This window comes from Mycobacterium sp. 94-17 (assembly GCF_035617725.1).
Taxonomy (GTDB): Bacteria; Actinomycetota; Actinomycetes; order Mycobacteriales; family Mycobacteriaceae; genus Mycobacterium.
Genome location: NZ_JAPIYN010000001.1, coordinates 489,352 through 508,607, shown reverse-complemented (window position 1 = coordinate 508,607; position 19,256 = coordinate 489,352). Strand labels below are relative to the sequence as shown.

General features: G+C 66.9%; 19 protein-coding genes. 9 read left to right on the top strand and 10 right to left on the bottom strand.

The annotated features are described in order from the left end of the window. Positions 1 to 8: 8 nt before the first annotated feature. On the bottom strand, positions 9 to 209 hold the full coding sequence (locus OQ789_RS02605) for a hypothetical protein (protein ID WP_324683237.1): 201 nt from the start codon (positions 207 to 209) through the stop codon (positions 9 to 11). A 159-nt stretch (positions 210 to 368) separates the two neighbouring features. Here OQ789_RS02605 and OQ789_RS02600 point away from each other — a divergent pair, with 159 nt between their 5' ends. From OQ789_RS02600 to OQ789_RS02590, 3 genes are all read left to right on the top strand, one after another. Further along, on the top strand, positions 369 to 1,574 hold the full coding sequence (locus OQ789_RS02600) for a PAS domain-containing protein (RefSeq protein WP_324683236.1): 1,206 nt from the start codon (positions 369 to 371) through the stop codon (positions 1,572 to 1,574). Positions 1,575 to 1,650: 76 nt separating this feature from the next. Further along, positions 1,651 to 3,909 carry a helicase-associated domain-containing protein gene (locus OQ789_RS02595; RefSeq protein WP_324683234.1) on the top strand — a complete coding sequence of 753 codons (2,259 nt, stop codon included), beginning with the start codon at positions 1,651 to 1,653 and terminating at the stop codon, positions 3,907 to 3,909. Positions 3,910 to 3,961: 52 nt separating this feature from the next. Further along, positions 3,962 to 5,611, top strand: coding sequence for a DNA repair helicase XPB (locus tag OQ789_RS02590; protein ID WP_324683232.1), 1,650 nt, complete (start codon positions 3,962 to 3,964; stop codon positions 5,609 to 5,611). A 16-nt stretch (positions 5,612 to 5,627) separates the two neighbouring features. Here OQ789_RS02590 and OQ789_RS02585 read toward each other — a convergent pair whose 3' ends face one another. Beyond that, on the bottom strand, positions 5,628 to 6,773 hold the full coding sequence (locus OQ789_RS02585) for a thiolase family protein (RefSeq protein WP_324683230.1): 1,146 nt from the start codon (positions 6,771 to 6,773) through the stop codon (positions 5,628 to 5,630). Between the two features lie 122 nt (positions 6,774 to 6,895). Beyond that, positions 6,896 to 7,309, bottom strand: a complete 414-nt coding sequence (locus OQ789_RS02580) for a Zn-ribbon domain-containing OB-fold protein (RefSeq protein ID WP_324683229.1) — start codon at positions 7,307 to 7,309, stop codon at positions 6,896 to 6,898. A 150-nt stretch (positions 7,310 to 7,459) separates the two neighbouring features. Between OQ789_RS02580 and OQ789_RS02575 the strand changes: the two genes are divergently transcribed. Further along, entirely contained in the window at positions 7,460 to 7,753 is a 294-nt protein-coding gene (locus OQ789_RS02575; protein ID WP_324683228.1) for a putative quinol monooxygenase, read from the top strand. A gap of 7 nt (positions 7,754 to 7,760) precedes the next feature. Here OQ789_RS02575 and OQ789_RS02570 read toward each other — a convergent pair whose 3' ends face one another. Beyond that, positions 7,761 to 8,744: an LLM class F420-dependent oxidoreductase gene (locus OQ789_RS02570; RefSeq protein ID WP_324683227.1), complete on the bottom strand. Its 984-nt coding sequence runs from the start codon at positions 8,742 to 8,744 to the stop codon at positions 7,761 to 7,763. An 87-nt stretch (positions 8,745 to 8,831) separates the two neighbouring features. On the opposite strand from OQ789_RS02570, the gene OQ789_RS02565 reads away from it, so the two are divergent. Continuing rightward, complete coding sequence (locus tag OQ789_RS02565; RefSeq protein WP_324683226.1) at positions 8,832 to 9,116, top strand: hypothetical protein; 285 nt, start codon at positions 8,832 to 8,834, stop codon at positions 9,114 to 9,116. Positions 9,117 to 9,132: 16 nt separating this feature from the next. Here OQ789_RS02565 and OQ789_RS02560 read toward each other — a convergent pair whose 3' ends face one another. Next, positions 9,133 to 9,669, bottom strand: a complete 537-nt coding sequence (locus tag OQ789_RS02560; protein ID WP_324683225.1) for a TetR/AcrR family transcriptional regulator — start codon at positions 9,667 to 9,669, stop codon at positions 9,133 to 9,135. 79 nt (positions 9,670 to 9,748) lie between these two features. Between OQ789_RS02560 and OQ789_RS02555 the strand changes: the two genes are divergently transcribed. From OQ789_RS02555 to OQ789_RS02545, 3 genes are read left to right on the top strand one after another with little or no spacing between them, the layout of a single operon-like run. Beyond that, a complete protein-coding gene (locus tag OQ789_RS02555) occupies positions 9,749 to 10,957 on the top strand; it encodes an FAD-dependent monooxygenase (protein WP_324683224.1) in 1,209 nt (402 codons plus the stop codon). Positions 10,958 to 10,989: 32 nt separating this feature from the next. Further along, a complete protein-coding gene (locus OQ789_RS02550; RefSeq protein ID WP_324683223.1) occupies positions 10,990 to 11,850 on the top strand; it encodes an LLM class F420-dependent oxidoreductase in 861 nt (286 codons plus the stop codon). A gap of 37 nt (positions 11,851 to 11,887) precedes the next feature. Next, positions 11,888 to 12,493 (top strand): class I SAM-dependent methyltransferase, encoded by a 606-nt coding sequence (locus tag OQ789_RS02545; protein ID WP_324683222.1) that lies wholly within the window; start codon positions 11,888 to 11,890, stop codon positions 12,491 to 12,493. A 58-nt stretch (positions 12,494 to 12,551) separates the two neighbouring features. Here OQ789_RS02545 and OQ789_RS02540 read toward each other — a convergent pair whose 3' ends face one another. The 3 genes from OQ789_RS02540 to OQ789_RS02530 form a co-directional block, all read right to left on the bottom strand. After that, the gene (locus OQ789_RS02540) at positions 12,552 to 13,334 is read right to left on the bottom strand and encodes an enoyl-CoA hydratase/isomerase family protein (protein WP_324683221.1); all 783 of its coding nucleotides are present in this window, start codon (positions 13,332 to 13,334) and stop codon (positions 12,552 to 12,554) included. Between the two features lie 179 nt (positions 13,335 to 13,513). Beyond that, on the bottom strand, positions 13,514 to 15,658 hold the full coding sequence (locus OQ789_RS02535) for a 3-hydroxyacyl-CoA dehydrogenase NAD-binding domain-containing protein (RefSeq protein ID WP_324683220.1): 2,145 nt from the start codon (positions 15,656 to 15,658) through the stop codon (positions 13,514 to 13,516). A 4-nt stretch (positions 15,659 to 15,662) separates the two neighbouring features. Then, on the bottom strand, positions 15,663 to 16,874 hold the full coding sequence (locus OQ789_RS02530; protein ID WP_324683219.1) for an acetyl-CoA C-acetyltransferase: 1,212 nt from the start codon (positions 16,872 to 16,874) through the stop codon (positions 15,663 to 15,665). 214 nt (positions 16,875 to 17,088) lie between these two features. On the opposite strand from OQ789_RS02530, the gene OQ789_RS02525 reads away from it, so the two are divergent. Further along, positions 17,089 to 18,270, top strand: a complete 1,182-nt coding sequence (locus OQ789_RS02525; protein ID WP_324683218.1) for a pyridoxal phosphate-dependent aminotransferase — start codon at positions 17,089 to 17,091, stop codon at positions 18,268 to 18,270. Between the two features lie 15 nt (positions 18,271 to 18,285). Here OQ789_RS02525 and OQ789_RS02520 read toward each other — a convergent pair whose 3' ends face one another. Together OQ789_RS02520 and OQ789_RS02515 are read right to left on the bottom strand one after the other, a co-directional pair. Then, entirely contained in the window at positions 18,286 to 18,717 is a 432-nt protein-coding gene (locus OQ789_RS02520; protein WP_324683217.1) for an SRPBCC family protein, read from the bottom strand. Positions 18,718 to 18,775: 58 nt separating this feature from the next. Next, complete coding sequence (locus tag OQ789_RS02515) at positions 18,776 to 19,231, bottom strand: SRPBCC family protein (protein WP_324683216.1); 456 nt, start codon at positions 19,229 to 19,231, stop codon at positions 18,776 to 18,778. Between the last annotated feature and the right edge of the window lie 25 nt (positions 19,232 to 19,256).

Sequence of the window (19,256 nt, the reverse complement as noted above, 5' to 3'; positions counted from 1 at the left end):
CTGGCGGCCTACCGATTGACGACGGTGACCGGGTGTACGTAGGGCAGATCGGTGGAGGGCAGCGGAAACACCATCTCGCCGAACGGCGACAGCGCACCCGTGCGATCGGTCACGAGTTCGCTGACCGCGTGGTCGTCGGGGTCCGTCGTCGGCCAGCCGTTGTCGACATACTTGATTTTGCGTGCTTTGCCCTCAGCAATGTCAGCCACGAGGTCCATTCTGACAGGTCGTTGCGCAGCATGTGGCGGCAAGGGCCGGAGTATGGGCGTGCCTTCGGCGGCGTGATGCGGCAATCGACCTTGCGGAGTTACGCTGGAACGACCGTGCCAGTTGTCCTAGACGCAGCCGCGAACAGTCCGGTTTTCGCCGTGACGGCGGCTCCTTATCTGCTCCTGGATGCGAACCTCGACATTCAGGCTGTAAACGATGCCTACCTGCGGGTGACCAGCCGCGAGCGAGACGAACTCATCGGCGAGCACATGTTCGACGCTTTCCCGGACAATCCCGCCGACGCCGGGTCCACCGGCGTGTACAACCTGCAGGCGTCGTTCACTCGGGTCCTGCGGGAGGCGGCTGCGCACCAGATGCCCATTCAGCGTTACGACGTCGCGCCCAGCGGCAGCGTCGAGTTCATTCCCAAAATCTGGAGCCCGGTCAACTCTCCGATCACCGACGACGAGGGCCGGGTGGTGGGGTTGCTGCACCACGTTGAAGACGTCACCCCACTGGCCGCCGATGGTATAGACCGGAGCGCAGACGCTCGCACCCTTGCCCTGACGGCGTCGCGCTATCGCAGTCTGCACGACCTCCTGGTGGAGGAGAACACGAGGCTGACCGATGCGCTGCTCGCCGTCAGCACTTCGCGTGGGCTGTCCGGCCAGACGGCATCCAGTCAGCGGCGCCGCCGGCTGTGGCGGTTACTCGTGGCAGGCACCCGCGAAAACCCCCGGCGCGGATGGTCGGCGTCGCTGTGCGCGCTGGCCGTAGAAGCCCTCGACACCGTCGTCGGTGCAGCCATTTCGGTGCAGAACGCGCCAGGAGAGCTCGCACTCCTGACCGCCAGCGACGCGCGCGCCGGCACGATGGATCAATTGGGCGCTGAATTGGCGGAAGGTCCTATGCATGCGGCGCTGCTCACCGGTGTTCCGGTGCACGTCGCCGACCTTGCGAGCGACTACGGCCTCTGGCCTGGCTACGCCGCGGCCGCCCTCGATATCGGCATCGTCGGGGTGTCGGCATTCCCGATGATGCTCGGCAGCGATCTGATGGGAGCCTTTACCGTTTGCCGCAGCCGGCGCAGGCGCGCTCCCGACCACGGCGAGTGGATCGATACCGCGATCGTGGCCGATCTGGCGGTATCGGCTCTCTTAGCGGACGGAGTGCATGTCCAATCGCAATTGGACACCGACGACCCCCACCTCGCCGTGACGGTCGCCGCCGGGATGCTCAGTTCGCGGTTCGATATCTCCTTGGACGACGCCGTGAACAAGTTGCGCCGCCGCGCCGATCGCATGAAGGTCCCGGTGCGGGACGTCGGCGCGGAGGTCGTCCGGCGGTGGAGCGGCCACTCTTAGGACCAGGCACGGTTCCACCAGACCGCGACTCCCTGAGCCTGCTGGGTGTCCGCGACCTGCTTTACGCTGGTCAGCAATGACCGACAACACCCCGGATATCCCGCTGGGGTCGTGGCTGGCCGAGTTATCCGATGAGCGGCTGATCCGACTGTTGGAATTGCGGCCGGACCTCGCCCAGCCTCCACCCGGCAGCATCGCCGCACTGGCCGCGCGCGCCCAGGCCCGCCAGTCGATCAAGGCTGGCACCGACGACCTCGACTTCCTGCGCCTGGCTGTGCTCGACGCGCTGCTGGTGCTGCAGGCCGACGCGGAGTCGGTGCCGACCACCAAGCTGCTGGCGCTGATCGGTGACCGCGCGCCCGAGGCCGACGTCCTCGACGCGCTCGACGATCTGCGGCGGCGCGCCCTGGTCTGGGGCGAGCCCGCGCTGCGGGTGGCAGCCGATGCCGCGACCGGGATGCCGTGGCACCCGGGCCAGGTCATTCTCGAGGACACCTCGCGCAGCGGCGAGCAGATCAACGGCCTCATCGACGACCTCGACGAGGTGCAGCTCGACGTGCTGGAGAAGCTTCTGCAGGGCTCCCCGATGGGCCGCACCCGCGACGCGGCTCCCGGCGCGGCCGCCGACCGGCCGGTGCCCCAGCTGTTGGCCATGGGCCTGCTGCGGCGCATCGACGCCGAGACGGTGATCCTGCCCCGCCACGTCGGGCAGGTGCTGCGCGGGGAGCAGCCCGGCCCGATGCGGCTGACCGCGCCCGACCCTGTGGTATCCACCACTACGGCCGACGACGCCGACGCGGCGGCGGCCGGCGCCGTCATCGACTTGCTGCGCGAGGTCGACGTCCTGCTCGAAACACTGTCCGCCGCACCGGTTTCCGAGCTGCGCAGCGGCGGGCTGGGGATTCGCGACGTCAAGCGGCTGGGCAAGGCGACCGGCATCGACGAACCGCGGCTGGCGCTTATCCTCGAAGTCGCGGCCGCGGCCGGCTTGATCGCCAGCGGGATGCCCGACCCCGAGCCGGTCACCGGCGAGGCTCCGTACTGGGCGCCGACGATCGCCACCGACCGGTACGCGGCGATGCCGTCCGCCGAGCGCTGGCAGCTGTTGGCGAGCAGTTGGCTGGACCTGCCCGGCCGCCCGGCGCTGATCGGCACCCGCGGACCCGACGCCAAGCCCTACGGGGCGCTGACCGTCGGCCTGTATTCCACGGCCGCCCCATTGGATCGGCGGCTGTTGCTCGGCATGCTGTCCGCGTTGCCCGCCGGCGCCGGGGTCGACGCGGCGCAGGCCTCGACGGCGCTGATCTGGCGGCGTCCCCGCTGGGCCAAGCGGTTGCAGCCCGGGCCCGTCGGGGACCTGCTCGCCGAGAGCGCCGCCCTGGGCCTGGTGGGCCGGGGCGCGATCAGCACACCCGGCCGCGCTTTGCTGGACGACGACGGCGATACGCAGGTCGCGATCGAGGCGATGAACCGGGCGCTGCCCAAGCCCGTCGACCATTTCCTGGTGCAAGCGGACCTGACCGTGGTGGTGCCCGGACCGCTGGAGCGCGACCTGGCCGAGCAGCTCGCCGTAGTTGCCACCGTCGAATCGGCCGGCACGGCGATGGTGTACCGCGTCAGCGAGCAGTCGATTCGGCACGCACTCGATGTGGGCAAGACCGGCGACTGGATGCATTCCTTCTTCGCCAGGCACTCGAAAACACCAGTGCCGCAGGGACTTACTTACCTGATCGACGACGTTGCGCGTCGCCATGGGCAGCTGCGGATCGGCATCGCCGCGTCGTTCGTGCGCTGCGAGGATCCCGCGCTGCTGGCCCAGGCCGTCGCCGCACCGGCCACCGAAGAGGTGCAGCTGCGAGCCCTGGCGCCGACGGTCGCAGTGTCGCCCGCGCCGATCGGCGAGGTGCTCACCGCGCTGCGCGCCGCGGGCTTCGCCCCGGCGGCCGAGGATTCCTCCGGAGCCATCGTCGACGTGCGCCCGCGCGGCGCCCGCGTCGCCACGCCCCAGCAGCGCCGGCCATATCACCCGGCCCGGCGGCCCACCAGCGAGAGCCTCCACGCGGTGGTGGCGGTGCTGCGCAAGGTGACCGCCGCTCCGTTCGGCAACATCCGCGTCGATCCCGCGGTCACCATGGCGCAGCTGCAGCGCGCGGCCAGGGAACAAGACACCCTGGTGATCGGTTACCTGGACGCGGCGGGCGTGGCCAGCCAGCGGATCGTCTCGCCCATCGCCATCAAGGGCGGTCAGCTGGTCGCCTTCGACTCCGCCTCGGCACGGCTGCGTGACTTCGCCATCCACCGCATCACGTCGGTCGTGTCGGCCACCGGCCGATAATGGTGGGCACGCCCGCCGACAGCAACACAGATGTCAACACAGATGAGGGAAGATGCCTGACGGACCGTTGATCGTGCAGTCCGACAAGACGGTGCTGCTCGAGGTGGACCACGAGCAGGCCGCCGACGCCCGCGCCGCCATCGCACCGTTCGCCGAGCTGGAGCGCGCACCCGAACACGTGCACACCTACCGCATCACGCCGTTGGCGCTGTGGAACGCCCGCGCCGCCGGTCATGACGCCGAGCAGGTGGTCGACGCGCTGGTCAGCTTCTCGCGTTACGCGGTGCCCCAGTCGCTGCTGGTCGACATCGTCGACACCATGGCCCGCTACGGCCGTCTGCAGCTGGTGAAGAGCCCGGCCCACGGCCTGACGCTGGTCAGCCTGGACCGCGCGGTGCTCGAAGAGGTGCTGCGCAACAAGAAGATTGCCCCGATGCTCGGCGCGCGGATCGACGACGACACGGTCATCGTGCACCCCAGCGAACGCGGCCGCGTCAAGCAGCTGTTGCTCAAGATCGGTTGGCCCGCCGAAGATCTCGCGGGCTATGTCGACGGCGAAGCGCATCCGATCAGCCTGGCCCAGGACGGCTGGCACCTGCGCGACTATCAGCAGATGGCCACCGACTCGTTCTGGTCCGGCGGATCCGGTGTGGTGGTGCTTCCGTGCGGCGCAGGCAAGACGCTGGTGGGCGCGGCCGCCATGGCGAAAGCCGGTGCGACGACGCTGATTCTGGTCACCAACATCGTCGCGGCGCGGCAATGGAAGCGCGAGCTGGTCGCGCGTACGTCACTGACCGAGGAGGAGATCGGCGAATACTCCGGCGAACGCAAGGAGATCCGGCCGGTCACCATTTCGACATATCAGATGATCACTCGCCGAACCAAGGGCGAATATCGGCACCTGGAGCTCTTCGACAGCCGCGACTGGGGGCTGATCATCTACGACGAAGTTCATCTGTTGCCGGCGCCGGTGTTCCGGATGACCGCGGATCTGCAGTCCAAGCGGCGCCTGGGCCTGACGGCCACGCTGGTCCGCGAGGACGGTCGCGAGGGCGATGTGTTCTCGCTGATCGGCCCCAAGCGCTACGACGCGCCGTGGAAGGACATCGAGGCCCAGGGGTGGATCGCACCGGCCGAGTGCGTCGAGGTGCGGGTCACCATGACCGACAACGAGCGGATGATCTACGCCACCGCCGAACCCGACGAGCGGTACAAGCTGTGTTCGACGGTGCACACCAAAATCGCTGTGGTCAAATCGATCCTGGCCAAACATCCCGGCGAGCAGACCCTGGTGATCGGCGCCTACCTCGATCAGCTCGACGAGCTCGGCGCCCAGCTGAACGCCCCGGTGATCCAGGGATCCACCCGGACCAAGGAGCGCGAAGAGTTGTTCGACGCCTTCCGTCGCGGCGAGCTGTCCACCCTGGTGGTGTCCAAGGTCGCCAACTTCTCTATCGACTTACCGGAAGCCTCTGTGGCAGTGCAGGTTTCGGGAACATTCGGTTCACGCCAGGAGGAGGCGCAACGGCTGGGCCGGCTGCTGCGGCCCAAGTCCGACGGCGGGGGCGCCATCTTCTATTCTGTGGTCGCGCGCGACAGCCTGGACGCCGAGTACGCCGCGCACCGGCAGCGCTTCTTGGCCGAGCAGGGCTACGGCTACATCATCCGAGACGCGGACGACCTACTGGGCCCGGCGATTTAGCCTGCGGTGCGGGCGATTAGAGCGACAGAATGGTCGCCGACGCGGTCCCGGGCGCGCCGTACACCTGGGCCAGGCCGACGCGCGGATTGCCGGGCACCTGCCGTTCGCCGGCTTCGCCGCGCAACTGCCGCACCAGTTCGTGCATCTGCCGCAGTCCCGACGCGCCGATCGGCTCGCCGTTGGCGATCAGCCCGCCATCGGTGTTGACCGGCATCGAGCCGTGGATCTCGGTGGCGCCGTCGGCCAGCAACTTCTCCTGCTCGCCGTCGGCGCACAGGCCGGTCTCGGCCATGTGGATGACTTCGTTGCCGGCGTCGGTGTCCTGGAGTTGGGCGACGTCGACGTCCTCGGGCCCGATGCCCGCGGCCTCGTAGGCCGCCTTGGACGCATACACCGTCGGCGAGACGTCCTCGTCGAGCGGTGCGGAGGTGGCATGCACCTCGTACGCCCCGAACGTGCGGGTGCGAATCTCGCAGGCACGCACGTACACCGGCTTGTCGGTGAACTTGTGCGCGATGTCCGCACGGCACATGACGACGGCCGCGGCGCCCTCGTCGGGCGCACAGAACATGTACTGCGTCAGGGGGTAGTTCAAAATGGTCGAGTTGAGGATCTCGTCAACCGAGATCTCCTTGCGCCGGAACGCATTCGGGTTAAGCGCGCCGTTGCGGAAGTTCTTGTTGGCCACCCGCGCCAGCGTCTCCTGCGAGATGTTGTGGTCGTGCAGGTACTTGTTGGCCTTCATGCCGAAGAACTTGGTGGTGACGAACTGCCCGTTCTGCGCATACCACTGCGGCAGCGCGAGTTTGGCGGGGTCGTCGGTGAAGGCACCGCGCGGGTGCTTGTCGAGCCCGATGGCGATGCCGATGTCGTGCTTGCCCAGCCGAATGGTGTCGGCGGTCTGCTGGATGGCGCTGGCCGCGGTCGCGCAGGCGTTGAACACGTTGGTGAAGGTGATGCCGGTCAGCCCGACCAGGCGGGTGACGGCGTCGGGGTTGGAGACTTCGTGACTGCCGCCGAACCCGAACTGGATGTCTTTCCATTCCAGTCCGGCGTCGGTCAGGGCGGCCTGGATGGCTTCGGCACCCATCTGCATCGCGGTCTTCTCGAACCGGCCGAACGGGTGCAGGCCCACTCCGATGATGGCGACGTCGTTGGTCATCTCGGACTCCTTCTAGGTAGATGGTGGCGACCCGCTTCGCCCGGCGGCGCCGCGCTCACGATCGCCACAGGTAGATGGTGGCGACCCGCTTCGCCCGGCGGCGCCGCGCTCACGATCGCCACTCAGACCGGCTGGAATGCGAACGTGACGATCTCGTCACCGTCGTCGTCCGTGGTCAACGGCACCATGGTGAGTTCGACATCCTGGCCGAACCGCAGCTTGGCCGGGTCGTTCTCAGTCAACCGACCTTCGACGCGAATGACGTCACCGAGCTGGACCAGCCCCACGCCGAACGGCACGAAATCCTTGCCCGTCGGGCCGGCGTAGGGAGCCCCGGGGGGAAAGCCCTGGGTGGTCCATGCCACCAGCGTCCCGCGGCGGGGCAGCAACACCTCGGACATCTCGCCGGCGCTGCACCGCGGGCACCACTGCTGCACCGGGAAGGTGGTGGCCGAACAGCTGCCACATCGACTTCCGATCAGCTGCGGGCTGTCATCGGGCCAGGTAGAGATCTCGGGGGCCAGGGCCTTCTGCATTTAGGGATCCTCCAGGACTGTCCACAATCCACCGACGGAATGTTGCTCACTGAACCGTATAACAGCTTTCCGAAAAGTGGAAACCGCATTCTCATCTGCGCGAGGAAGGACGGGCCGCCGGCGGACCGGGTGCGAGGATATGTTGGGCCCATGACGGTCACCGTGATACTCGAGCTCAGGTTCAAGCCCGATGAGGTCGCCGCGGGGCGCGAGCTGATGGGTCGGGCACTGCAGGACACCAGGGCGTTCGACGGCAATGTCCGCACCGACGTGCTCGTAGACGAGGACGACGAGGCGCACTGGCTCATCTACGAAATCTGGGACACGGTCGAACACGACGAGGCCTACCGCGCGTTTCGCGCCGGCGAGGGCAAGCTGACGCAGCTTCCCCCGCTGTTGGCCGCGCCGCCGGCCAAGACCCGGTACGTCACCAGCGACGTCTAGCGCACCTTCAGCTCAGCGCGGGAATTACTTCGCGTTCGAACAATTCGATGCCGGAGCGATCGTAGGCGGCCTCGGGGAAATAACAGATCGCGTACTCGCACCCGAGGTCGCGGACCTCCGCGATCCGCTGGATGACCTGTTCCGTTGTGCCCGTTGCCCCCTCCGAGCCACCGGAGAGCATGGCGTCGGCCGCCGCCTCAGGGACGTAGCGGGACATGCGGTCGCGTATCCGCCGCTGCCGGTCTTGGACGTCGGTGTCGGAGGTGCCGATGATTGCGCTGAAGTTGGCCGAGCGCACGATGGCGTCAAAGTCGGTGCCCACCTCACGGCAGTGCTCGGCAAGCACATCCGATTTGTGTTTGAAGGCCTCGAGCTCGGGCGTGAAATTGGTGTACTGCGCGTACTGGGCGGCAATGCGCAACGTCACCTTTTCACCGCCCCCGGCGATCCACAGCGGAATCCCGTTGTCCTGCAGTGGCTTAGGTGCGACGATCGCGCCGTCGACGTGATAGTGCTTGCCATCGAGGGAGACCTTGCCGTCGCGCCAGGCATCGCGCATGATCTGCACGCCCTCGTCCAGCCGGCCCAATCGCACACCCGCCGAAGGAAATCCGTAACCATAAGCGCGCCATTCGTGTTCGTACCACCCGCCGCCGATACCCATCTGAATTCGGCCACCGGAGATGATGTCGGCCGTCGCGGCGACCTTGGCAAGATAGACGGGGTTGCGGTAGCTCATCGCGGTACACATCTGGCCGAGCTTGATCCGCGACGTGGTGGCGGCATAGGCGGCCATGAGCGACCACGCTTCGTGGGTGGCCTCGCCCGTCGGCATCGGCACGGTGTGGAAGTGGTCGTAGACCCACAGCGAGTCCCATGCACTGTTGTCGGCGTAGGTGGCCAGGTCGCGCATCACCGCCCAGTGTTTTTTGGGTTCGATGTCGACCAGATCCATCCGCCAGCCCTGCGGAATGAAGAGTCCAAAGCGCATAATTAGGGACTTTAGCCCGCACGGGCTCACAGCGGATCGTTAAGCCGCGCCCAGTCGGCGCCGACGGCCGAGCCGTACACATGACGCATGACAACCATCGGGCACCACACCAATCCAGCCGACGCTCGCGGTCGACACATCCTTGGCGCGCCGGCGTTGTTCGCCGGTGCCGCGGCCGTCGCGGCGCTCGCCCTCTTCAGCGCCGCGCCGCTGGCTGACGGCGATGCCGTGGTCGCCGCGCGACCGTCGGCCACCGCTCCCTTGCCCACCGACGACACAAATTTCGTCAACGACAACGGGCAAACCTCCGGCGACACCTTCACCCAGAACGCCCAAGACCAAAGCACCGCGAGCGGTGCGGGCACGTCCTGACGTGGGTCCCTGCGCCTCAGCCACCGAGCGCGTCGAGCGCGGCCGCAACCGACTTCTCGCGTAACTCCTCGTGCGGCGCGTGGGGAAACTGCACGCAGCAATCCTGCAGGCCGCCAAATGCGACCACCGCGCGAGTGGACTGCGCGAGCGTCGGCCTCTTGCCGAACACCAGCCTGGCCAGCCGCTCACGCCAGGCCAACACGGTGTCGATCAGGTCGAGGTCGATCAGCGTCGACAGCTCGGTCAGCAGCAGCACCAGATCCCGGCGGTGCCGGTAGTGGAAGTCGAAATAGCCCTCCAACAGCTCGCGCACATCGTTGTGGCGGGAGCCCTCGTGGTCGGCGACGAACCGTTCGCCCTCCTCGATCAGTGGCACCAGAATGCTGCGCACCAACTCTTCGCGTGACGGAAAGTGGTAATACAGCGCGGGTTTGGTGATGCCCAGTTGGTCCGCGATGTCCTGCAGGCTGGTGCGCTGTACCCCCCGTTGCAGGAAGAGCTCGCGGGCTACCTCTTGAATGCGCTTTCGAGTGTCCGAGCGGGGCCTGCTCACCCCACGAGTTTAACTGACTTACCGATAGGTAAGTGGGGTGTTATGCTTACCGAACGTTAAGTAAGTATGGGAGGTGATCATGCGGATACTCATATCTGGCGCCAGCATCGCCGGCCCGGTCCTGGCGTACTGGCTGAACCGTTACGGCTTCGACGTCACTGTCGTGGAGCGCGCGCCGACACTGCGTAAGACCGGCGGTCACGCCGTCGACCTGTTCCGCCCTGCAATGGAAATCTCGGAAAAGATGGGGGTCATGCCACGTATCGAAGCGCGCACCACCGAAACTGACCGCCTGACAGTGCATCGCGAAGGCAATGCGCGGCCCATCGAGATCGACCTCACCAAGATCTACGGCGTCACCTCCGACCGCCACGTGGAGATCATGCGTGACGACCTCAGCGAGATCTACTACGACGCCGGGCGTGACGACGTCGAGTACCAGTTCGGCGACTCGATCACCGCGATCGACTCTGACGGCGAGGTGACGTTCGAGCGTGCGCCCGCGTGCAGGTTCGACGTGATCGTCGGCGCCGACGGGCTGCACTCCAATGTGCGGCGCCTGACGTTCGGTGAAGAAGCCGACCTGACCAGGTTCCTCGGCGGTTATCTGGCGGTGGCGTCGGCGCCCAAAGCCCTGGCCGCCACCAACGAGATGACCGGTCACCTAGGTGTCGGTCGACTTGCGGCCATCTACACAGCGGAGCATTTGAACGACGCGAGGGCGGTGTTCATGTTTCGCAGCAAAGAGGAGCTCCACTACGACCACCGAGATTCGTTGCGGCAGAGGGAACTCCTGCGCGACGCGTTCGCGGGCATGCACCCCGAGGTCGATGGCTGGCTGGAGGAAATCGACCGGACGCCCGCCTTCTACTTCGATGCGATCAGCCAACTGCGCCTGGATCGATGGTCGCGCCGCCGGGTCACCCTCGTCGGCGACGCCGGGTACTGCCCGGGCCCCGCAGTCGGCGGCAGCACCAGCCTTGCGATCCTGGGCGCCTACGTGCTGGCCGGCGAAATCGCCCGAGCGGATGGCGACCACCTGCGCGCCTTCGCGGCCTACGAATTACAGATGAGCGAACCGGTGCACCGCAGCCGGACTTTTGCCCGCGGCGTAGCCAAGAGCCTCATCCCAGGCTCCCGAGCCGGGGTCTGGGCGCTGAGCCGCGGGGTCCAGCTGGCCTCACTGTTACCCGGGTCCCTGTCGCGGTCACTGGCGAAGCTGAACACCAAAGGCCTCCGGATGCACGACTCGATGCAGGTCCCCGTTTACGACGAAGCTGAGGTTTGAAAGGATGGTGTGCGACCAAAGGGCGATCGCCGATGGAACTGACCGGTGTTGGAATCTGGAGCAGTCAGCTGCGTTACGGCGATCAGGCCGAATCTGCTGAAGCGGCAGCGGAACTCGATGAACTGGGCTTCCCGGCACTGTGGATTCCCGACGTCGGCGGTCCGGTGTTCGACGCGGTGGGGCATCTGCTCGCCGCGACCCGGCGGACCGTGATCGCCACGGGAATCCTGAATCTGTGGATGCATTCGCCCAGCGATGTCGCCGAATCGTATGCGACGCTGACCGCCGAGCACGGCGACCGCTTCCTGCTGGGAATCGGCGTCAGCCATGCGCCGCTGATCGATGCCGGCCAACCCGGACGATACCGCAAACCGCTGGCGGCAACGGCGTCATTTCTGGACGGCTTGGATGCCGCGCCGCGGCCGGTTCCCATCGAGCGCCGAGTGCTTGCCGCGCTCGGTCCGAAAATGTTGACGCTGTCGGCGACCCGCGCCGGCGGTGCCCACCCGTACCTCGTCACCCCTGACCACACCGCTTCTGCCCGTGCGATTTTGGGCCGAGGCCCGCTGCTGCTGCCGGAACAGACGATGATCTTGACCGACAGTGCCGACGAGGCCCGCCAGATCGGAACCGATTGGCTGCGGGCATATTTGGCCCTGCCCAACTACGCCAACAACCTGCTGCGCAGCGGCTTCACCGAAGATGACCTGTCGCAGGTGAGCGATCGGCTGTTCAACGCCATCATCGCGTGGGGTGATGAAGAGGCCGTCATGCGCCGCGTCGCCGAGCATCGCGCCGCGGGCGCCGACCAAGTCTGCGTCCAGGTGCTGCTGGCCGATCCCCGAGCATACCCGCGGGAGGAATGGCGCCGCATCGCCGCCGCGTCTAGATAGGAGCAACCGGCCCCATAGATTGGGCCTAGGGTGAGTGATGGCTTCTAAACAAACGCTGTTTCGGATCTTGTACCGCATCGGGTTCACCCCATGGGATGGCCATCCGCTCGCGCAGAGCGTGCGGGATCTGGTGGAGGGAACGCGTGATGCCGCGGCGCTGCCCGCCGGGTCGGCCTTGGAGGTCGGCTGCGGTACCGGTGATTGCTCCATCTATCTCGCCCAACACGGCTGGAAGGTCACCGCGGTCGACTTCGTGGCCAAGCCCCTGGAACGGGCGCGTGCCAAGGCAGGCGCGGCGGGCGCGCCGGTCGAATTCCTCCAGGCCGACGTCACGCAGCTGAGCCGGGCCGGCATCGGCGCCAACTTCGAGTTGATCCTCGACAACGGCTGCCTGCACAACATGAGCGACGCCGATCGCGACGCCTACGTCCGGGAGATCAGCGCCCTCGCGGCGCCCGGCGCACGGCTGCTGATCGTCGCGTTCGTCCCCGACGGTCGGGTCGGTGTGCGCGGAGTCGACCGCATCGAGATGGAACGACGATTCACGCAAAGCTGGACGTTGTTGTCGGCCGGCGCCGAGCGCGAGCTGGACCGCGCCCAGAAGACACCGGCGTGGTACTACCTGTTCCAGCGCAACAGGTAGTACCGCGCAGCGCTACGCGCGTTGCATGTAGACACGTTGCTGACGGAGCGCGGATTTGCTAGGCGAACCTTGCTGCGCGTTTAGCCAAGAATGCTTCGATGCCCTCACGGCCATCCGCGCCAGCCGCACATGCCGCGATCAGTCTGCCCTCGATCTCCATCTGATCTTCGAGGCCGCTACCGAACGTGGTCAAAAGCAGCTTCTTCACGGCCGCCGCGGAGTCCTTTGCCCCGGTAGCCATTTCGGCAGCGAGCGCATCGGTCCGAGCGACGAGGTCGGCGTCCGGGACAACCTGGGTGACCAGTCCCCAGTCCGAGGCCTCATGAGCCGACAACCGTCGGTTGGTCAACATCAACTCCTGGGTGCGGCGAACTCCGATCAGTCGGGGCAGGAAGTACGACGAGCTCCCGTCGGGGCTCAGCCCAGCCTTGGTGTAGGCCATGGTGAACGATGCCGATTCGGCGGCGATCACGAGATCGCCTGTGACGGCGAGGCTGAATCCAGCGCCTGCGGCCACTCCGTTGACCGCGGTGATGAGCAACGCATCCATGCGCGCAAAGGTTGAGATGGCACGGTGCAGATCGTCGGCGATCCCCTTCACGTAGGGGCCGGGGCCAAGGGGCGATGACGCCATTGCCTTGAGGTCCCCACCGGCGCAGAAGAACCGGCCGGCAGCGGTCAACACCACTACCTTGACGCCGGCGGCATCACATTGTCGTGCTACGTCAGCCAATTCGCGGGTCATGACATCGTTCATGCCGTTGGCGTCGGCCGGACGGTTCAGAACGATGCGGGCAATCGAGCCGGCTTGGTCGAAGTCTAACGTCGCATATTCGGGCATGCCGGTCACACTATCCGGCCGTTCATGCGGAACCCGACGCGCTATGACCTCTCCAGCGCCCCGCCATGCGTGGCCGTGGTTTGTGTCTGAGCTTAGGCGCCGGACCCATTACACCGAGCGGCATGCAAAAGCCCCCGAAACCTCGTTGTTCCGGGGGCTTTTGGATCTGCGTGGGACGGCTAGCCCAGCGACGCCGGCGGTGTGAAGCGGTCGCCGTAGCGGGCGGCCAGTTCCTTGGCTCGGGCGACGAAGGCCTCTTTGCCGACACCGAGCTCGCCGGAATAACCGACGATGAACTGGGCGCTACCACCGGTGTACGGCGGGAAGCCGATGCCCATGATCGAACCGATGTTGGCGTCGGCAGTCGAGATCAGCACGCCCTCGTCGAGGCACTTCTGCGTCTCGAGCGCCTCGGCGAACAGCATCCGGTCGACCATGTCCTGCAACGGAATCTCGGCGCTGCCGGACTTGAACGTCTCGCGCAGACCCGGCCAGAGCCGGGTGCGCTTTCCGTCGACGTACTCGTAGAAGCCCGCGCCCTTCAGCCGCGACGGACGCCCGAGCTCGATCATCTTCTCGACGACGGCCTCGGCCGGGTGCGGCTCGTACGTGCCGCCCGCGTCCTCGACGCCCTTGCGGGTGGCTGTCGCGATCTTGTGCATCAGCTCCAGGTTGAGCTCGTCGGACAGCTGCAGCGGCGGTGCCGGGTAGCCGGCCTGCGAACCGGCGTGCTCGATGCTGGCGGGCTCCACACCCTCGCCCAGCATCGCCAGCGCCTCGTTGACGAACGTGCCGATCACGCGGCTGGTGAAGAAGCCGCGGCTGTCGTTGACCACGATCGGGGTCTTGCCGATAGCCAGCGTGTAGTCGAACACGCGGGCCAGCGCCTCGTCAGAAGTCTTCTCGCCCTTGATGATCTCCACCAGCGGCATCTTGTCGACCGGCGAGAAGAAGTGGATCCCGATGAAGTCCTCCTGGCGCTTCACGCCGGTCGCCAGACCGGTGATCGGCAGCGTGGAGGTGTTGGATCCGAGCAGCGCGTTGGGCTCGACGATATCCTCGATCTCCTGGAACACCTTGTGCTTGAGGTCCTGGTTCTCGAACACGGCCTCGATCACGAAGTCCACGCCCTTGAATGCCTCAGGGTCGGCGGCCGGAGTGATGCGGTCCAGCAGCGCCTTGCTCTTCTCCTCGGTGGTCTTGCCGCGCTGAAGCGCTTTGGCCTCAAGCTTTTCCGAGTAGCCCTTGCCCTTCTCCGCGGCCTCGATGCTGACGTCCTTGAGCACCACGTCGAAGCCGGCCTTGGCCGAGACGTAAGCGATGCCGGCGCCCATCATGCCCGCGCCCAGCACGCCGATCTTGTTGATCTTGACCGGCTCGATGCCGTCCGGGCGGGAACCGCCGCCGTTGATGTGCTGCAGGTCAAAGAAGAACGCCTGGATCATGTTCTTGGCGACCTGGCCGGTGACCAGCTGGGTGAAGTAGCGGCTCTCGATGCGGCTGGCGGTGTCGAAGTCCACCTGCGCGCCCTCGACGGCCGCGTCCAGGATGGCCCGCGGCGCCGGCATCGGTGCGCCCTTGAGCTGCTTTTTCAGCAGCGCCGGGAACGACGGCAGGATGCCGGCCAGCGCGGGGCTGGACGGGGTGCCGCCGGGCATCTTGTAACCCTTTTTGTCCCAAGGCTGTTCGTGCGAGTCGGGGTTAGCCTTGATCCACGCCTTGGCGGCGGGCACCAGCTCGTCTACCGAGCCGACGAGCTCGTCGACCAGTCCGGTCTCCTTGGCCTTGTCCGGCTTGAACCGGGTGCCCTGCGACAGGATGTTCATGAACGCGTTCTGGATGCCGAACATCCGTACGGTTCGGGTCACCCCGCCGCCGCCGGGCAGCAGACCCAGCGTCACCTCGGGCAGGCCGACGACTAGACCCTTGACGTCCGCGGCGATGCGGTGGTGACACGCCAGCGCGATCTCCAGCCCGCCGCCCAGCGCGGCGCCGTTGATGGCCGCCACCACCGGCTTGCCCAGCGTCTCGAGCGCACGCAGGTCACGCTTGACCGACTCGACGGTGTCGAACGCCTCGCCCGCGTTCTCCGGGCCGAGGTTGATCATGCCCTTGAGGTCACCGCCGGCGAAGAAGGTCTTCTTCGCGCTGGTGATCACCACACCAGTGATCGAATCCTGCTCGGCGACAAGGCGTTCCACGGCGTTATGCATGGACTCGGCGTAGTGCTCGTTCATCACGTTGGCCGACCCGGTGGGGTCGTCCAGGGTCAGGGTGACGATGCCGTCGGCATCCTTGTCCCACTGAATGGTGTTCTCTGCCATGGTCTTAAACCCTCTCAATGATGGTGGCGACACCCATGCCGCCGCCGATGCACAGTGTGATCAGGGCGCGACGCGCATTGCGGCGCTCGAGCTCGTCGACCATGGTGCCGGTGATCATGGCGCCGGTGGCGCCCAGCGGGTGGCCCATCGCGATGGCGCCACCGTTGACGTTGAGCTTCTCGTCCGGGATGTTGAGGTCCTTCTGGAACTTCAGCACCACCGACGCGAACGCCTCGTTGAGCTCGAACAGGTCGATGTCGTCGATCGTCAGACCCGCGCGGTCGAGCACCTTGCGCGTGGCCGGGGTCGGGCCGGTGAGCATGATGACCGGGTCGGAGCCGCTGGTGGCGGTGGCCACGATGCGCGCCCGCGGGGTCAGCCCCTGCGACTTGCCCGCGGCTTCCGAGCCCACCAGCACCAGCGCGGCGCCGTCAACGATCCCCGAGCTGTTGCCGCCGGTGTGGACATGGTTGATCTTCTCGACGTAGTGGTACTTCGTCAGCGCCACGTCGTCGAAGCCGCCCATCTCGCCGATGCCGTCGAACGCGGTCTTCAGCTTGCCCAGGCCCTCCAGGGTGGTGTCCGGCCGCATGTGCTCGTCGTGGTCGAGGATGACCAGACCGTTCTGGTCGCGCACCGGCACGACCGACTTGGCGAAGTAACCGCCCGACCACGCCGCGGCGGCCTTTTCCTGGCTGCGCAGCGCGTAGGCGTCGACGTCGTCGCGGGAGAAGCCCTCGATGGTGGCGATCAGGTCGGCACCGATGCCCTGGGGCACGAAGCCGATCTGGTAGTTGGTCTCGGGGTCGGTCGCCCAGGCGCCGCCGTCAGAGCCCATCGGGACGCGGCTCATCGACTCGACACCGCCGGCCAGCACCAGGTCGTCCCAGCCGGAGCGCACCTTCTGCGCGGCGGTGTTGACGGCCTCCAGGCCGGACGCGCAGAACCGGTTGAGCTGCACGCCACCGGTGGTCTCGGGCAGGCCTGCGGCCAGCACGGCAGTGCGGGCGATGTCGCCGCCCTGGTCACCGACCGGCGAGACGACGCCCAGGATCATGTCGCTGATCAGGTTTTCGTCCAGGTCGGGGAAACGCCGGCGCAGCTCGTCGACCAGCCCGACCACCAGGTTCAGTGGCTTGACCTCGTTGAGCGATCCGTTGCGCTGCTTGCCGCGTGGTGTGCGGATGGCCTCGTAGATGAAGGCTTCTTCGGACATGACACTTTCCTCTTAACACTGTGGGTTTTGGGTCCGTCGCTGGCGACGCTAGTCGGTTAACGGCCACCCTAACAGGGTCACCCGGCCAACCTGTTGGTTGGGCGGGTGGCGCCCGGCCGGCCGCTCGAGCGTCACGCTAGCGCGACTGCGGCGAGCGAGCGCCACGCTGGCGTGACGTTCGCGGAACGCGGCCGCCGCCCTAAGCTCGACGGCCATGACGGTGAAGCGACTACAACCGTACGCGACCACGGTGTTCGCCGAGATGTCGGCGCTGGCCGCGCGGATCGGGGCGGTGAACCTCGGCCAGGGCTTTCCCGACGAGGACGGGCCGCCGGCCATGCTGGCGGCCGCACAGCAGGCCATCGCCGACGGCGTCAACCAATACCCGCCGGGCCTCGGTATCGCGCCGCTACGCCAGGCCGTCGCCGCCCAGCGGCAGCGCCACTACGGCATCGACTACGACCCCGACACCGAGGTGCTGGTGACGGTCGGGGCGACCGAGGCCATCGCCTCGGCGGTGATCGGCCTGGTCGAACCCGGCTCCGAGGTATTGCTCATCGAGCCGTTCTACGACTCCTACTCCCCGGTGGTGGCGATGGCCCGCGCGCAACGGGTGGCCGTGCCGCTGGTCCCCCACGGCCGCGGCTTCGCCCTGGACGCCCATGCCCTGCGCCGCGCGGTGACGCCGAGGACCCGCGCGCTGATCGTCAACTCCCCGCACAACCCGACCGGCACGGTGCTGAACGCCGCCGAGTTGGCGGCCATCGCCGAGGTGGCTGTCGCGGCCGACCTGTTGGTGATCACCGACGAGGTCTACGAGCACCTGGTGTTTGACGGGCGCCGGCATCTGCCGCTGGCCGGCTTCGACGGCATGGCGGAGCGGACCGTCACCATCTCGAGCGCCGCCAAGATGTTCAACTGCACGGGCTGGAAGATCGGATGGGCTTGCGGCCCGGCACATCTGATCGCCGGGTTGCGCGCGGCGAAACAATATCTGAGCTATGTCGGCGGCGCACCGTTTCAGCCGGCGGTGGCCCTGGCGCTGGAGACCGAGGACGCGTGGGTGTCCGGGCTGCGCGCCACGCTGCAGGCCAGACGCGACCGACTGGCCGCCGGGCTGGTCGATATCGGGTTCGAGGTGCACGACAGCGCCGGCACCTACTTCCTGTGCGCCGATCCGCGCCCGCTGGGTTACGACGACAGCGGCGCGTTCTGCGCGGCACTCCCGGAAAAGGTTGGCGTGGCCGCGATCCCGATGTCAGCCTTCTGTGACCCGGCCGCGACGCAGGGCGCGGCGGACGTATGGAATCACTTGGTGCGCTTCACCTTCTGCAAGCGCGACGACACTCTCGACGAGGCGATCGCGCGGCTGTCGGCCCTGCGCGACCTCAGCTGACCGGGCCGATACCCGTCAACCCATCACCCGTTTACGCAAACCCTCCAGCGCCGAATACAGGATCTTCTTGCGGGCCCGGGCGACCCAGAACTCCGGCAGCGGCGCCCACGGCTCGACGGTGATGGTGAATCGCACCCTGGTCTTGTCGACGTCCAGCCGGCTCAGGTTGTACTCGCCGTGCTGACCGTGTTGCTGGGCCGTCTTGTGCGCGTCCCAGACCATCCAGTCCGGCCCCCAGTTGTACTCGAGCAGTTCGGTGTCGTGGATGCCCGTCACCGCGATGGTGACCTTCACGTGGTGCGGTCGCCCGTTGGAGTGCTTGTCCACTACCTCGACCCGCTTGTGCACCGACGACCACGACGGCACCGCGTCCATATCGGCGAGCGCCTCCATGATGAGTTCCGGAGGCGCGTCGATCACGATTTCCGACGATGCTTGTATAGCCACCGCCCCCAGTTAACTACAGCAGCGCCGCCGGCGAAGGCCAAAACACAGACGAGGCCGACTATCCGGGCCCGGGCGAACCGTTGTCACGGTTCACCAATTCGCACAATCCCTTGACCGCCGCGTCGAGAACGCTTTCGCTCGCCCGCCGCACGATGAACGCGGGCATGGGCCTCCCGGGTTCGACGGTGATGTCGAAGCGCACCCGCGTGCGGTCGGCCCCTTCGGGCTTGAACGTGTACTCGACGTGCTGTCCATGCTGCTGCGAGGTCCCCTTGGCGTCGTAGACGACCCAGTCGGGTCCCCAGTGGTACTCCAGGACCTCTTTGTCGACCAGCCCGAGAACCTTGATGGTGGTTTTGACGTGGTGCGGCCGGCCGTCTGGGTAGCGGTCCACCACTTCGATGTGCTTATGCAGGGGCGACCACGACGACAGGATGCCGACATCTGTCAGCGCTTCCCGGACCACGTCTGGCGGCGCGTTGACGACGAATTCCCGTGATGCTTTGACGGCCACTGAAGATCAACTTAGCAACACCGGC

Excerpts from the sequence above, each read along its gene's own strand:
- OQ789_RS02575 (WP_324683228.1), top strand. The coding sequence starts at position 7,460 with ATGACGGTCACCGTGATACTCGAGCTCAGGTTCAAGCCCGATGAGGTC.
- OQ789_RS02545 (WP_324683222.1), top strand. The coding sequence starts at position 11,888 with ATGGCTTCTAAACAAACGCTGTTTCGGATCTTGTACCGCATCGGGTTC.
- OQ789_RS02580 (WP_324683229.1), bottom strand. The coding sequence starts at position 7,309 with ATGCAGAAGGCCCTGGCCCCCGAGATCTCTACCTGGCCCGATGACAGC.
- OQ789_RS02570 (WP_324683227.1), bottom strand. The coding sequence starts at position 8,744 with ATGCGCTTTGGACTCTTCATTCCGCAGGGCTGGCGGATGGATCTGGTC.
- OQ789_RS02555 (WP_324683224.1), top strand. The coding sequence starts at position 9,749 with ATGCGGATACTCATATCTGGCGCCAGCATCGCCGGCCCGGTCCTGGCG.
- OQ789_RS02550 (WP_324683223.1), top strand. The coding sequence starts at position 10,990 with ATGGAACTGACCGGTGTTGGAATCTGGAGCAGTCAGCTGCGTTACGGC.
- OQ789_RS02540 (WP_324683221.1), bottom strand. The coding sequence starts at position 13,334 with ATGCCCGAATATGCGACGTTAGACTTCGACCAAGCCGGCTCGATTGCC.
- OQ789_RS02565 (WP_324683226.1), top strand. The coding sequence starts at position 8,832 with ATGACAACCATCGGGCACCACACCAATCCAGCCGACGCTCGCGGTCGA.
- OQ789_RS02535 (WP_324683220.1), bottom strand. The coding sequence starts at position 15,658 with ATGGCAGAGAACACCATTCAGTGGGACAAGGATGCCGACGGCATCGTC.
- OQ789_RS02595 (WP_324683234.1), top strand. The coding sequence starts at position 1,651 with ATGACCGACAACACCCCGGATATCCCGCTGGGGTCGTGGCTGGCCGAG.
- OQ789_RS02530 (WP_324683219.1), bottom strand. The coding sequence starts at position 16,874 with ATGTCCGAAGAAGCCTTCATCTACGAGGCCATCCGCACACCACGCGGC.
- OQ789_RS02525 (WP_324683218.1), top strand. The coding sequence starts at position 17,089 with ATGACGGTGAAGCGACTACAACCGTACGCGACCACGGTGTTCGCCGAG.
- OQ789_RS02590 (WP_324683232.1), top strand. The coding sequence starts at position 3,962 with ATGCCTGACGGACCGTTGATCGTGCAGTCCGACAAGACGGTGCTGCTC.
- OQ789_RS02585 (WP_324683230.1), bottom strand. The coding sequence starts at position 6,773 with ATGACCAACGACGTCGCCATCATCGGAGTGGGCCTGCACCCGTTCGGC.